This is a genomic window from Pseudonocardia wallangbongensis (assembly GCF_054486945.1).
On record NZ_JBRERS010000016.1, the window covers coordinates 14,077 to 28,848 of the forward strand.

Sequence of the window (14,772 nt, forward strand, 5' to 3'; positions counted from 1 at the left end):
CGACGGCTGCGCGGCGGCGCCAGGCACCGCCGACAACGATGGCGGCTTTGCCATTTCCTACGCCTCCGGCCTCGGTGCCGGCTCGACCCGGCGATGAGAGTTCTGGAAATGTGATCCTTCACTACTTCGTTAGCCGTCGGTACGGTGCCCGTAATTTGGTGTCTACTGTCCGTCGGTAATCTTCACTGGTCTTCGCGAAGTGCTCACAAAATGCGTCCACCGGTGGCTCCGGCGCGGAAGGAAATAATTCCGGAATGCCTATGAGCGATGAGTTTTGTCGGCGTCTTCTTCCGGTGCTCCCGCGGATCGCGGACCACTTCGGTACTCCGTGTCACATCTACGACGTGCAGGGCGTCCACGGCACCGCCGACAGCTTCAACCGCGCGTTCCGCGGACTGGATTTCCGCGAGTACTTCGCGGTCAAGGCGCAGCCGAACCCCCAGATCCTGCGCCTGCTGGCCGGCCACGGGTTCGGCTTCGACTGCAGTTCGATCGCCGAGCTCGTGGCCGCCCGGCAGGCCGGCGCCGCGGGTGATGACATCTCCTTCACCTCGAACAACACCAGCTGCGAGGAACTGGCCGCCGCGCTCGGTGCGGACGCCATCATCACCGTCGACGACGAGACCGTCGTCGACAAGCTCGTGGCCATGCGGGCGCGGCCGCGATCGGTCTGCTTCCGCGTGCATCCGGGCCGGTCGGCGTCCGTGCAGAACATGCACCTCGGTGGGAGCGAGTCGTCGAAGTTCGGCATCCGGATCGACCGCCTGCACGACGTGGCGGCGAAGGCGTACGGACTCGACGCGCACACGTACGGGCTGCACATCATGCTCGGCTCGCACCTGCAGACGCCCGACTCCTTCCTGTGCAATCTCGACCTCCTGCTCGAAAGCGCGCTCCGGCTCCGGGACGGGGTCGGGGTGCGCATCGATTTCGTGAATCTCGGCGGCGGAATCGGAATCCCGTACCGCCCGGAGGAACGGGAGTTCGACCTCTCCGGGCTGGCGGCCGGAATCCGAGACCGGGTGCTGGCATTCGAGCGCGAACACTCGTGGCACCTGCGGGTCCTGTTCGAATCCGGAAGGTACCTGATGGGGCCGCACGGGGTGCTCGTCACCCGTGTTCTCAACCGGATGACCAAATGGCGGGAGATCGTGGGCGTCGACTGCGGCATGAACGGGCTGATCCGGCCGGGAATGTATCCCGACGCCTACCACCACGTGTCCGTACCGGATGGCGACGGGCGTGGTCTCGAGACCGTCGACGTCGTCGGCTCGATGTGCGAGAACAACGACAAGCTCGCGATCCAGCGGGTCCTCCCGCGCACCGTCGAGGGCGACCTGCTGCTCGTGCACGACACGGGCGCCCACGCGCTGTCCCAGACCTACACGTACGGCGGGCGACTGCGCCCGCAGGAGCTGCTGCTGCACTCCGACGGGGTCGTCGAGCGCATCCGCCGGGCGGAGACCGTCGAGGACTATTTCGCGACCCTGCGCTGCGCCGCGGACCGGCTGGAGGCCGCGGCGGTGCTGCAGTGACCATCCGCATCGCCCGGAACCCGGCCGTCCCGCCGGGTGACGGCCCCGGCCGCGCCCGACCGGGGCTGGTCGACGAGATCGTCGCGCGCGCCGCCGAGCGGCCCTCCGCGCAGGCCCTGGTCGACGGCGACCGTGTCCTCACCTACGGCGAGCTCGTCGCCGCGGCGCAGGGCGTCGCCGAGCTGCTCGTCGCTGCGGGCGTGGGTTCCGGGGAGCCGGTCGGAACCCCGGCGGTCCGCGAGGCCGACAACATCGTTGCGATGCTGGGGGTGCTCCTCGCAGGGGCGGCCTTCGTCCCCCTCGATCCCGCCGACCCGCCGCAGCGGCTCGCGGAGATGGTGCACGACGTCGGCGCCGGCCTGTGCGTCGCCGACCCGGACCGGTACCCGCAGTTCGCGAGCGCCGGCCTGACCTGCCTCTCCGCGCGGGCGGGGGAGAACCCGACCCCGCGGCCCGCAGCGGAGCCCGACCCCGCGGCGCGCACCGGCGAGGCGACGGTGCCCGGCGACGGACTGCCGGCCTACGTGATCCACACGTCCGGCACGACGGGTCGTGCGAAGGGCGTCGCCGTCCCGCTGCGGGCGTTGGAGCACTTCTCCCGGGTGTCCGTCGCGCATTTCGAGATGACGCCCGACGACCGGGCGCTGCAGTTCTTCTCGCTGGCCTTCGACGCGTCGATCGAGGATGTCTTCCCACCCCTGCTCGCGGGGGCGACCATCGTCCTGCGCGACGACGAGATGGTCCTGTCGATCGACCGCTTCGTCGAGCGCTGCGCGCAGCTGTCGATCACCGTGCTCATGCTTCCCACCGCGTTCTGGCACGAGATGGTCGACGCGATGGAGCGGGACGGGCTTCCACTCCCGCCGACCGTCCGCCTCGTCACCATCGGCGGCGAACAGGTGCGGTCGGAGCGGGTGCAGAAGTGGCGCCGCCTGCCGATGCGCCCGGACGTGCGGCTGGTCAACGAGTACGGGCCCACCGAGACCACGGTCACCGCCACCACGGACGAGCTGGCGGGGCCGGGCGCAGAACCCGACGCCGAGGAGCCGACGATCGGCCGCCCGCTGCCCGGCGTCGTCGCGCGGGTCGTGGACGAGGCCGGGAACGACGTCCCCGCCGGCGAGCCGGGCGAGCTGCTGCTGGGCGGCCCGACGGTGGCGATCGGCTACCTCGGGCAGCCGGAGCGCACGGCCGAGCGCTTCGGCACCGACGCCGAGGGCCGGCGCTTCTACCGCACCGGCGACCGCGTGCGCCTGCGCTCGGACGGGCGCCTGGCGTTCTTCGGGCGCATGGACCGGCAGCTCAAGGTCCAGGGCCACCGCATCGAGCGCGCGGGCGTCGAGCAGGTGCTCCTCGGACACCCGCTGGTCGACGACGCGGTGGTGGACCTCGACCCCGTCGGCGGGCTGCTGGTGGGCTACCTGGTCCTGGACGCCGGGGCCGCGGGCCGGGACGACGAGGTGCTCGCCGACGTCCGCCGCCACGCCGGCCGGCGGCTGCCCGCGTACAGCGTGCCCCACCACCTCCGGCGGGTCGCCGTCCTCCCGCGCACCGACCGCGACAAGGTGGACGTCGCGGCCCTGCACCGGGCGTTCGCGCCGGCCGTGGAGCCGGTCGGCGGTGCGGGCACCGGCACCGAGCGCGACGTGCGCGCCATCGTCGGGGAGGTGCTGGGCGCCGAGCCCGACCTCGACAGCCCGTTGCTGGACCTGGGGGCGCACTCGCTGGCCATGGTGCAGATCGCGACGCGCCTCGCGCGTCGGTTCGGCGTGCGCCCCGCGGTGGGCGAGCTGCACGGCGCGGTCACGGTGCGCGGCGTCGCCGCGCTGGTCGCCGGGCGCGAGGCGCCCGAGCCGCAGGCTGCCCCCGCTCGCGCGGCGTCGCGGATGACGGGGTTCCAGCGCGACACCTGGCTCGCGGACCAGCTGCACCCCGGCACCGCCCTGCACACCATCGGGGTGCGGTACCGGCTCGTGGGTGTGACGGATCCCGCCGCGGTCCAGGCCGCGCTCGACGCGGTCGTGCGCCGCCACGACGCGCTCCGCGCGCGCTTCCACCAGGACGGCGACGAGCCCGTGATGGATCTCGGCGCCGAGGCCCGGCCGGTCCCCATCGCGGTGCACCGCGCCGACGGTGCCGACGTCGACGGGCTGCGCCGCGACCGTGGGCGCACCGTCCTCGACCCCGCCGCGGGCGACCTGCTGGCGGCCACCCTGATCCTCGGGAACGGCGAGGCCGAGCTGATCGTGGCGGTGCACCACCTGGTCTTCGACGGCTGGTCGGCCGCCGTTCTGGCCGACGAGCTCGCCGTCGCCCTCGCCGGCGGCGAGCCGGTGCCTGCCGGCAGCTTCGCCGAGCACCTCACGCGCACCTCGCCCGACTCGTCGGGCTACTGGGTCGAGCGGCTCGCGGGGCTGGACACCGAGGTGTGGATCCCGACGGACCGCCCGCGCCCCGCGGTGCGCTCGTTCCGCGGCGACCGGGTCGAGGCGCCGATCGGAGGCGGCCGGTTCCGCCGGATCTCCGAGCTGGCCGAACAGGCGGGAACCAGCACGGCCACGGTGTTCCTCGCGGGCCTGCAGGCGCTCGTCGCGCGCCTGACGGGACGGTCCGACATCACCGTCCTGTCGCCGGTCGCGCACCGCACCGAGCTCGACAGCGAGCGTGCGATCGGCGCCTACCTCACCGTCGTCCCGCTGCGCACCGAGGTCGCCGCCGGAGCGGACTTCCGGGAGATCCTGGCCCGGGCGCACGGCACCGTGTTGGGCGCGCTGGACCACGACGACCCGCCGCTCGCGGATCTCCCTGCTGCCCTGGGGATCCCGGCGCGGTCGGGGCGCAGCCCGTTCGGCCAGGTCAGCCTGATGGTGCACACTACGCCGAGCGCGGTGGCCCGGTGCGGCGACGCCGCGGTCGAGTTCGTGGGCTCGACCCACCCGGGGCGGACCAAGCTGGACCTCACCTTCAGCATCGACTTCCCGGCCGGCGAACCCGTCCTCTACCTCGAGTACGCGACCGAGCTGTACGACCGTGCCACCGCGTGCGGGCTGGTCGAGCAGCTCCTGGCACTGCTCGACGAGGTCACCGCGGATCCCGCGCGGCCGGTCGTCGAGCCGCGGGGGACGGCGGAGGGCGCCGAGCGGGACCGGATCCTGCACGACTGGGGCGCGACCGACCCGGCAGAGCCGTCGGCCGAGGCGCCGCACCGGCTGTTCGAGCGCCACGCCGCGGAGACCCCGGACGCGCCCGCTCTCACCTTCCGGGGCGAGACCGTGTCGTACGGCGAGCTCAACCGGCGGGCCAACCGGCTGGCGCACCACCTGCGGGAACGCGGGGTCGGCCCCGAGGTCCGCGTCGCGATCTGCCTGGACCGCGGCCCCGACGTGTTCGTCGCGATGTGGGCCGTGCTCAAGTCCGGCGGCGCGTACGTACCCCTCGACCCCGACTACCCGGCCGAGCGGCTGCGCTTCATGCTCGAGGACAGCGCACCGGCGATCCTGCTCACCCGGCGGGCGCGCGCGGAGACCATGGTGGTCCCCGCCGGCGTCGAGATCGTCGCGCTCGACCGCGACCGGGAGCGCATCGCGGACCTGCCGGACACCGACCCGGCGCCCGTGACGCGCTCCTGCGACGCCGCGTACCTCATCTACACATCGGGCTCGAGCGGCCGGCCGAAGGGCGTGACGGTGGAGCACGGCCACCTCGCGCACGCCACGGCCATGTGGCAGCAGGCTTACCGCCTCCGCGCCGAGTGGACCTACCAGCAGGCGGCCAGCTTCTCGTTCGACATGTTCGTCGGCGAGACCCTGCGCGCGCACTGCACCGGCGGCCGGCTCGTGATCGTCCCGCGGGAGACCCTGCTGGACCCGGCAGCGCTCTACGACCTGATGCGCACCGAGCGGGTGGCCTGCACCGAGCTCGTCCCCACCGTGCTCCGACGGCTGCTCGCCCACGCCGGGACCCGCCCCGAGCGCCTGGATCTCGTCGAGCTCCTCATCGGCGGCGGCGAGAAGTGGGACGTCCAGGACTTCCGTCGGGCCCGCCAGGCGGTGGGGCCGCGGGGCCGGGTGGTCAACGCCTACGGCGTCACCGAGGTCACGGTGGACAACGTGTACTTCGACGGCGACGTCGACGGCCTGCCGGACGACGCACCGCTGCCGATCGGGCGCCCGTTCCCGGGCAACCGCGTCTACGTGCTGGACGAGCGCCGCTCGCCCGTCCCGGCCGGGGTCGTGGGGGAGCTCTACCTGGGCGGCGACGGTGTGGCCCGCGGCTACCACGAGCGCCCCGAGCTCGACGCCGAGCGTTTCGTGCCCGACCCGTTCAGCCCCGTCCCCGGCGCCCGGATGTACCGCACCGGCGACGGCGCGCGCTGGCGGCGGGACGGCGTCGTCGAGTACCTCGGGCGGCTGGACCAGCAGGTCAAGATCAACGGCTACCGGGTGGAGCTCGGCGAGGTCGAGGCGGTGCTCGCCACGCTGCCCGGCATCGAGGCCGCGGCGGCGGCCGTGCACCGCGGGCCGGGCGGCCACGCCTACCTCGTCGGCTACGTCGTCGGCGGCGCCGACGCCCCGCCCGCCGAGCCGTCGCTGCGGGAACGGATGTCGACGCTCGTACCGGTCCATCTCGTGCCGAGCCGGATCGTCGCCGTTCCCGCTCTGCCGCAGACCCCCAACGGGAAGATCGACCGCGCGGCGCTGCCCGAGCCGGCGCCGCAGCCTCTGGCGGACCGCGAGCCCACGCCCCGCGAGGCCGAGGTGGCCGACGTGTGGCGTGCGGTCCTCCGCCTCGGGGACGACGCGGCCGTCGGCGTCGACGACAACTTCTTCGAGCTCGGCGGCGACTCCTTCTCGGCCCTGCGCATCGTGCGCCGGCTGGACCCGCCGCCGCCGCTGTTGACGCTGTACCAGAACCCCACCGTCGCCGCCGTGGCCGCCTGGATGGACGGGCCCGCCGGTGGCGGTGCGGGGCCGGACCGGCTGCTGCACCGGCTGACCCGCGGGGAGGCGGATCCGGGCGCGGGCGGGGTCACCGTCGTGGCCGTGCCGTACTCGGGCGGCAGCGCGGTCTCCTACCAGCCGCTCGCCGACGCCCTCCCGGACGGATGGGCGCTGTACGCCGCCGAGCTGCCCGGGCACGAGTGGGCACGTCCCGACGACCCGCTGCTCGGGGTGGACGAGACGGCGGCGCGCATCGCGGACGAGGTGCGCGCGCTCCGCGGGCCGGTGCTGCTGTACGGGCACTGCCTTGGCGTGGCGATCACGGTGGACGTGGCCCGGCGCCTCGAGCGGGACGGGGTCGAGCCGGCCGGGGTGGCCCTCGGTGCGGCGTTCCCGACGGCGCGCCTGCCCGGGCGGCTGTTCGACCTGTTCTACCGGCTCGTCCCGCAGGACCGGCTGGTGTCGGACCGCGCATACCTCGCCTACCTGCGCGGCCGCGGCGGTTTCACCGATGTCGGGGGGCCCGAGCAGCAGGCGTTCGTGCTGCGCAACGTCCGGCACGACGCGCAGGGGGCCGAGGAGTACTTCACCGCGCTGTTCCGGCGGGCGGGCCGGACGCGGCTGCGGGCCCCGGTGCTCAGCCTCGTCGGCGGCCGGGACCGGGTCACCGAGATGTACGAGGAGCGCCACCGCGAGTGGGAGCCGCTGGCCGAGAGCGTGGACCTCGCCGTCATCCCGCGGGCCGGGCACTTCTTCGTCCGCACCCACGCCGCCCAGCTGGCGCAGGCGCTGCGCGCGCACGCATCGCCCCCCTTGACCTCGGCGGGGCCGGGCCCGGACGAGCCGGCGCCCGCCGGCCGCGAGCCGCGCGGCGGCCCGGACCCCGGCCTCCGCCGGTTCGCCGCGGTGGCGGGCGGGCAGCTGGTGTCCATGCTGGGCAGCGCGATCACCGCGCTGGTGCTCAGCATCTGGGTGTTCCGCGAGACCGGTTCGATCACGCAGTTCGCCGTGGTGTCCGCGCTCGGGATGCTGCCGGGGATCGTCGCCTCGCCCTTCGCCGGCGCCGCCGCCGACCGGTGGGACCGGCGAAAGCTCATGCTGGCCAGCGACGTCGGCGCCGCGGCCGCGATGGCGATCGTGGGCGCGCTCGCTCTCGGCGGAGGGCTGCGGCTGTGGCACGTGTACCTCGCCGTCACGGCCGCCTCTCTGGCCACCGCCTTCCAGCGTCCCGCGTACCTGGCCGCCGTCGCCCAGCTGGTGCCCAAGCGCTACCTGGGCCGGACCAACGGGATCAGCCAGCTGGGCGCGGGTATGGGCGTGGTCTTCGCGCCGATGCTCGGCGTCCCGCTGATGCACGTCATCGGGGTCGGCGGCGTGATCGCCGTCGACATCGGGTCGTACCTCGTCGCGATCGCGACCGTCCTCGCGGTGCGCTTCCCGGACCGCCTGTTCCGGCGGCGCGAGGAGCCGTTCACGAGCGAGATCGCAGGCGGCTGGCGGTACGTCGCCCGGCGGCCGCCGCTGCTCGCGTCGCTGCGCTACTTCATCGTCGACAACGTCTTCTACCTGCTCGGGTTCGCCGTCATCATGCCGCTGCTGCTCAGCGAGCAGAGCCCCGTCGCGCTCAGCGCCGCGCTGACGGCAGGCGGCCTGGGCGCCGTGAGCGCAGCCCTCGTGATGGGGCTGTCCGGCGGCACCCCGCGCCGGGCCGACGGGATGCTCCTGTTCATGGGCGTGTGCAGCGTCGGAATGGTCGGCGTCGGCGTCAGCACCTCGCCCGTCCTGATCGTGTGCGGGATGTTCCTCATGGCCTTCGGCGAGTCGATGGCGACCGCGCACTGGATGACCCTGCTGCAGGTGAAGGTCGGCTTCGAGCTGCAGGGCCGGGTCCTGTCCTTCTTCCTCACCGTGATGCTGCTGACCGAGCCGCTGGGCTACCTCGTGGTGGGGCCGTTCGCGGATGCGGTGGTGCGGCCGCTGCTCGAGCCCGGCACGCCCCTGGCGCACCTGTTCGGCCCGCTGCTGGGCACCGGCGCCACCCGCGGGCTCGCCCTGCTGCTCGTCCTCAGCGGCGTGCTGCAGTTCGCGTGGGCCGTCCGCGGCTGGTTCCTCCGGCCGGTGCGGCGCATCGAGGACCTGCTGCCCGACGCCATCCCGCCCGACGAGCTGGGCGACCGCGAGGACCTGCAACGCCTCGCCGACAGCAGCCTCCCGAGCCGCAGCTGAGTTCCCGACGAACCGAGGACCCCCACATGACGGACGCGTCACCGACCACCCCGACCGCGCCGATCGACGCCTACGGCACGCCCCTGTACGACGTGTCCGCGCTGACGCCGGGGGCGCATGTGGTGGTGAAGGACGAGACCAGGTACGTCTCGGGCAGCCACAAGGAACCGGCGGCGCGCGCCGTGGTCGCGGATGCGCTGGCCGACGGCTACCGGCACATCGTCCTCGCCTCGTGCGGCAACTACGGGCGCGCGACGGCGATCGCGTGCCGCGACGCCGGCATCGCGTGCACGGTGACGCTGCCCTCCGGGTGGAGCGACGGCGGCGCGTGGATGCGCTCGGCCGGCGCGCGCGTCGAGCTGGTCGAGGGGAGCTACGAGGACGCTGTCGACGCCTCGCGCCGCCTCGCCGCCGACGGTGCCGCGCGCGGCATGGTGGACGGCAACGTCGACGGCCCCTACCAGGACTCGGTGCTGCGCGGCCACGGCATCGTCGTCGACGCGCTCGCGGCGGCCCTGCCCGAGCCGCCGGCCGCGCTGTGGATCCCCGCGGGCAACGGTACGACGATCGTGGCTGCGCACCGACGGATTCGGGCGTTGGGCTGGCAGACCGTGATCAACGGTGTCGGCTCGGAGGGCAACAACCCGCTGCTCACCAGCCGGCCCGGCGCCTACCGCACGCTGGACCCCGGGTCCGTGCGGGTGACCGACCACAACCAGCCGCTGGTCAACTGGCACGCGCTGCAGGGGCCCGAGGCGCTCGAAGCCGTCGCCGAGACGGGCGGCGCGTTCCACGGCGTCGCGGACAGGCACCTGCGCGCCGCGGCTGAGGCGCTGCGTCCCCTCGGTGCGGAGCCGACCTCCGCGGGAGCCGTCGCGCTCGCCGGTCTGCTCTGCCACGCCCGCGACGCCGGGCTCGAGGACGGCACCCACGTCGTCCTGCTCAGCGGCCGCGACATCCCCCCGGCGAGGCCCCGCCATGAGTGAGGTCGCGCCGCGAACGCGCCAGGACCGGCCCGATCCGCTGTTCGCCCGCGCGCGTGTCTCCGCGGCCGACGAGCGGGTGTTCCTGGCCAAGCTCGTGATCCTCGTGGTGCTGACCGCATCCGGGATCGTGTTCGCGCTGGCGGAACACCCCCTCGCGATCGCCGTCGGCGTGGTCCTGCTGGCCGCGATGTTCACCCACGCCGTCGAGCTGCAGCACCAGTGCCTGCATCACTCGGGCTTCCGCCGCTCCGGTCCGCACCGCCTCGTCGGCGTCGCGCTCGGGCTCCCGCTGCTCGTCGTGTACAGCCACTACCGGGTGCGGCACCTGCAGCACCACCGTTACCTCGGCACCGCGAACGACACCGAGTTCTTCGGCTTCGACACCCGCTCGCCCCTCACCGCCCGCCACCTGCTGGTCGGCCTGTTCGACTACGCACGGCTGTGGCACGTCGGCCGTGACCTCGCGCGCGCCGCCACCGGGCGGTGGCACTACGAGTACGGGCCGATCGCCGACCACATGCGCCGTAAGATCGTGCAGGAGTACGTCCTGGTCGGGGCCGTGGCCGCCATCGCGCTCGCGGTGGCGCTCGCGGGCGCGGGGGCCTACCCGCTGCGGCTGTGGCTGCTGCCGCTCGTCCTGGCGGTGCCGATGCACTTCCTCGTCGAGCTGCCCGAGCACATCCTGTGCGACCCGAACACCACCGACGTGCTCCGCAACACCCGCTCCATCCGGGGCAGCCGCCTCAGCACCTGGTTCACGAATGGCAACAACCTGCACATCGAGCACCACGCGGCGATGAGCGTGCCGATCAACCGGCTGCCGGAGCGGCACGGCGAGGTCGTGCGCCGGGCGCTGTACGTCCAGCGCACCTACCCCGAGTTCTACCTCCTGCTCTGGAGGGCGCTCCGCGAAGGTGCGGGGTCCCGGTGATCCCATCTCGCAGCTGCGCCGTCCGAGTGCGCTCGCCGCGACCGCGGCGAGGCCCCGGTCGATCTGTGCCGCCACCGCGGCCGACCGCTCCGGCGGCAGCCCGCGTGTGGTCCGGACCTCGGCGAGCGTCGGCCCGTCGACGAACCGGGACGAGCGTGTTGCCAGCCCAGACGTCCCGAACACAGGTCATGTAGACGAATCCGGCAAGAAAGCCACCGCCCGAGTCCTGGTCGAGTTTCAGTTCGATCCAGCCATTCGCGCCGGAGTGGCCGCATGCTGAACATCGGTCGCCAATGATCGGCCGAAGTTGCACGCAGTTGGCTTGATCACCTTTTTGATACGTTCGCCAGACATCGGAACTTCTAGAGGTGTGCCCAGAGGATCACACTGGCAGATACTCGCCAATCCAGCCTCCCGGCAGAAGACCGTCCGGCACGCTCCGGTCAGGCGGAAGTGGCGTCCACCGGAGTGTCGTGTCGAGCACGCAGTATCGGGCCACGCCGGACGGCCGCTCGGGTATACGCCGGCTCCACCCCGATGGCGCCCTGCTTGGGCACTGCGGGCAAGGTGATGTCCGTGAGTTCGAGGCCGAGGTTGCATCTCACGGTCGGCTTGCCCGGGGCGGGCAAGACGACCCTTGCTCTCGAGCTGGAGCGGGCGAGCGGTGCCTTGCGGCTGACGCCCGACGAGTGGATGGTGCCGCTGTTCGGGGTTCGGTGGGTCGAGTTCGGCGGGAAGCGCGAGGTTCTGGAAGGGCGGCTCATCTGGGTTGCCCACCAGGTGTTGCGCGCGGGCGGGTCCGTGATCCTCGACTTCGGCTGCTGGTCCAGCGAGGAGCGGTACGCCCTGCGGGCGATCGCCGACCTCGCGGGCGCCGACTTCGAGCTGCACTACGTGAGTCTTCCCGAGGATGAGCGCAGGGAGCGGGCAACGGCGCGGTGGCGCGCGGCTCCGGAGGAGACCTTCGAGATGACCCTCGACGACCACGAACGGTTCCGTACCTCGTTCACGCCACCCACGACCGGCGAGCTCCGAGGTTGCTCACCTCCTCCGCCGCCGGCACCGTTCGAGAGCTGGCCCGCATGGGCTTCCGACCGGTGGCCCACGCTCCCGCGCCTGGACATCATCTGAGCGCGCCGAGGCGGCTCGGGCGTGCCGTCGCGGCGGACGGCCGGCGTCACCTCGGAGGGCCGGAACCGGCTTCCTCGGCGGCCGCCGACGCAATCGACCGTTGCGCCCACGCGACGTCGTGCCACCGGCCGTTCTTGCGCCCGACCTCCCGGAACGTGCCGACGGGTTCGAAGCCCAAGGCCCGGTGCAGCCCGACGCTCGCCTCGTTGGGAACGGTCATGCCGGCGACGGCCGTCCGGTAGCCGCGCTCGGCGAGCCGCGCCAGCAGCGCCTCGTACAACGCCCGGCCGGAACCGCGGCGTCGGCTGCCGGCCTCGATGTAGACGCTGGTCTCGCACGTGCGCCGGTAAGCGGAACGTGAGCGCCACGGGCCGGCGTAGGCGTAGCCGACGACGCGGCCGCCGGACTCCAGATCCTCGAGGACGAGCCAGGCATGTGTGCGCTCCGCCGCGGTGATCCGTTCGCCCATCTCGGCCGGTGTCGGCGGCTCGGTCTCGAACGAGATCGCCGTGTCGGTGACGTACGGGGCATAGATCGCGGCGCACGCCGCGGCGTCCTCGGCGGTGGCCGCCCGAATCTTCATGGTGAAGATGGTAAGCAGAACTGCCCCTATAGTGGTACGGGTGCCCGACACCCTCTCGGCCTCCCTCGCGGAGGCGCTGCTGGCGGCCCGGCAGGCGCGCGGGCTCTCGGTGAACGCGCTCGCGGAGCGGTCCGGGGTATCCCGCGCGATGATCGCGAAGGTCGAGCGCCGTGCGGCGCAGCCCACCGCCGTCCTGCTCGCCCGCCTGGCCGCCGGGCTCGGCATGACGCTCTCCGAGTTCGTGACGCGCGCCGAGGACGGTGCCGGTCGGCTCGTGCGGGCCGCGGACCAGCCGACCTGGACCGACCCGGCCAGCGGCTACCGGCGTCGTGCGGTGTCACCGGCCGGTGGGCGGCCGCTGGAGCTCGTCGAGATCGAGCTCCCGGCCGGGACCCGGGTTGCGTTCCCGCCCCTCACCTCCGAGCTGGTCCACCAGCAGATCTGGGTGCTCGACGGACATCTGAGCCTGCACGAGGGCGCCACCGTGCACGAGCTGGACGCAGGGGACTGCCTCCAGATGGGGCCGTCCGCCGCACGGGAGTACATCAACCCGACCGACCGGGTCTGCCGGTACCTCGTGGCGCTCACCCGCCGGTGACAGCGTTCGTCGCCGCGCGCGGCGCCGAGCTCGTCGTCGCGGCCGTGCCAGCCGCTGCAGCCATGCGCCGTCGCCGTATCCGACGCCGATCTGGCCGAGACCACCCGCCGCCGTCACCGCCGCGGCGAGCGCCCCGCCCGCGACGGTGCCCATCGGCGCGCGGAGGACCGGGTGGCGCACGTCGAACCGGGCGGTGAACCGCGTGGAGAACATCGGTCAGGCCGCGAGGAGCTGGCCGATCACGACCATCACGACCCCGCCGGCGAGCACCAGGTAGGGCAGCGCGCCCGCTCGCCTCGTCGGCGCCACCGCGGCCCCGTCCGCTCCGGTCTCGTACATCGAGTCCGGGAACTCGCCCCGGTCCCGGTAGTAGTGGCGGTACGCGAACACCGGGACGATCAGCGCGGCGGCCACGAGGCCGGTGAGCAGCGCACCCGGTCCCCACACGTTCGCACCCCAGCCGAGCAGCAGCGCGTTGACGAACGCGAGGACCGCGCCGGCGGCGATGAGGGCCGTCGGTGCCCGCCACGGCCGCGCGAGGTGCGGGTTGTCCCTGCGGTGCAGCCATCCGGCGTTGAGGTTGAGGAAGTTGAAGATCATGTAGCAGACCGTGGACGCGGCGAGCACGAACACGTAGTCGCTCATCAGCAGCAGCACCAGGTTGAACACCAGGTCGGTCCACATCGCCCGGGCCGGTGCGCCGTGCCGGTTGGCCTTGCCGAGGTAGCGCGGCAGCCAGCCGTCGATCGAGCCCTGGTACAGCGTCCGCGACGAGCCGGCCATCGTGGTCATGACCGACAGCAGCAGCGCCAGGATCAACATGACCACGAGCAGGTTGCCGACGACCGCGCCGCCGCCGACCATCTCGACCATCGCCGCGGCCACGCCGTCACCTGCGACGATGTCGTCCTGCACCAACCGGTCGAGGCCGAGGGCGCCCTGGAACGTGAACGGCACGAGGGTGTAGACCGCGAGGCAGAGCAGGCCCGCCGCGAAGATGGCCCGCGGCGTGTCCCGGCCCGGGTCCTTGAGCTCCCGGGTGTAGCAGACCGAGGTCTCGAACGCGTAGGCCGACCAGGCGGCCAGGAACAGGCCGCCGGCGAAGAGGGTCCAGCCGCTCCCGTCCCACGCGCCGGACAGCGGCACGAACGGGGCGAAGTTGTCCCGCATGACGTCGCCGGTGAGCAGCGGCACGACCCCGACGACCACCAGCGGGACGAGGACCGCGATCCCGACGATCGTCTGCACCCGTGCGGCCCGGAGGACACCGTGGTGCTGCAGCAGGAACACCACCAGCAGGAACGCGGCGGCGATGAAGAACTGGGCGTTGAGCCGCAGTTCCAGTCCGTCCTTCAGGGCGGAGAGGTCGACCAGGCTGACCGACCAGGTGTTGATGGCGGCGTCCGCCGGGAACAGCGCGGTGATCAGGTAGCCCGCGCCGAGTCCCGACCCGATCGTGAGCACGGGGGACCACGCGAGCCAGTTGCACCACACGGAGACCGGGGCCACGAACTTGGAGTACGGCATCCACGCCATGGCGCCGTACACCGAGGCGCCGCCGGCCTTCTGCGGGTACATCCCCGCGATCTCGGCCCAGGTGAAGCTCTGGATCAGCCCGAACACGACCGAGACCGTCCAGACCAGGACCGAGGGCGTCCCGACGGTGGCCGCGATCGAGCCGATCGAGAACAGCACGAGTGCCGGGACGCCGCTGGCGATCCAGAAGGCACCCTGCCAGCTGATGGTGCGTTGCAGACCGGGGTCGGCGTGCGCGGACCCTCCGGGGGGAACTGCCGGACGTGCGGTGTCGGTCATCACAAAACTCCCGAGAGTCCCCTGGCT

General features: G+C 73.1%; 8 protein-coding genes and 1 pseudogene. 6 read left to right on the forward strand and 3 right to left on the reverse strand.

The annotated features are described in order from the left end of the window. Window positions 1-254: 254 nt before the first annotated feature. From ACU436_RS36990 to ACU436_RS37010, 5 genes are all read left to right on the forward strand, one after another. On the forward strand, window positions 255-1,535 hold the full coding sequence (locus tag ACU436_RS36990; RefSeq protein WP_459031759.1) for a diaminopimelate decarboxylase family protein: 1,281 nt from the start codon (window positions 255-257) through the stop codon (window positions 1,533-1,535). Then, a complete protein-coding gene (locus ACU436_RS36995) occupies window positions 1,532-8,701 on the forward strand; it encodes a non-ribosomal peptide synthetase/MFS transporter (protein ID WP_459031760.1) in 7,170 nt (2,389 codons plus the stop codon). The genes ACU436_RS36990 and ACU436_RS36995 overlap by 4 nt, the downstream gene beginning before the upstream one ends. Window positions 8,702-8,727: 26 nt before the next feature. Further along, window positions 8,728-9,687, forward strand: a complete 960-nt coding sequence (locus ACU436_RS37000) for a pyridoxal-phosphate dependent enzyme (RefSeq protein ID WP_459031761.1) — start codon at window positions 8,728-8,730, stop codon at window positions 9,685-9,687. Then, window positions 9,680-10,618, forward strand: a complete 939-nt coding sequence (locus ACU436_RS37005) for a fatty acid desaturase family protein (protein ID WP_459031762.1) — start codon at window positions 9,680-9,682, stop codon at window positions 10,616-10,618. The genes ACU436_RS37000 and ACU436_RS37005 overlap by 8 nt, the downstream gene beginning before the upstream one ends. 576 nt (window positions 10,619-11,194) lie before the next feature. Further along, on the forward strand, window positions 11,195-11,749 hold the full coding sequence (locus ACU436_RS37010; protein WP_459031764.1) for an AAA family ATPase: 555 nt from the start codon (window positions 11,195-11,197) through the stop codon (window positions 11,747-11,749). 46 nt (window positions 11,750-11,795) lie between these two features. On the opposite strand, the gene ACU436_RS37015 is transcribed toward ACU436_RS37010, so the two are convergent. Continuing rightward, on the reverse strand, window positions 11,796-12,332 hold the full coding sequence (locus tag ACU436_RS37015) for a GNAT family N-acetyltransferase (RefSeq protein ID WP_459031765.1): 537 nt from the start codon (window positions 12,330-12,332) through the stop codon (window positions 11,796-11,798). Window positions 12,333-12,372: 40 nt separating this feature from the next. On the opposite strand from ACU436_RS37015, the gene ACU436_RS37020 reads away from it, so the two are divergent. Continuing rightward, entirely contained in the window at window positions 12,373-12,930 is a 558-nt protein-coding gene (locus ACU436_RS37020; protein ID WP_459031766.1) for a helix-turn-helix domain-containing protein, read from the forward strand. Window positions 12,931-13,011: 81 nt separating this feature from the next. On the opposite strand, the pseudogene ACU436_RS37025 reads toward ACU436_RS37020, so the two are convergent. Together ACU436_RS37025 and ACU436_RS37030 are read right to left on the reverse strand one after the other, a co-directional pair. After that, window positions 13,012-13,143 (reverse strand): annotated as a pseudogene (locus tag ACU436_RS37025) (nitronate monooxygenase); the annotation flags it as partial. 3 nt (window positions 13,144-13,146) lie between these two features. Continuing rightward, the gene (locus ACU436_RS37030; protein ID WP_459031767.1) at window positions 13,147-14,745 is read right to left on the reverse strand and encodes an APC family permease; all 1,599 of its coding nucleotides are present in this window, start codon (window positions 14,743-14,745) and stop codon (window positions 13,147-13,149) included. Window positions 14,746-14,772: the final 27 nt, after the last annotated feature.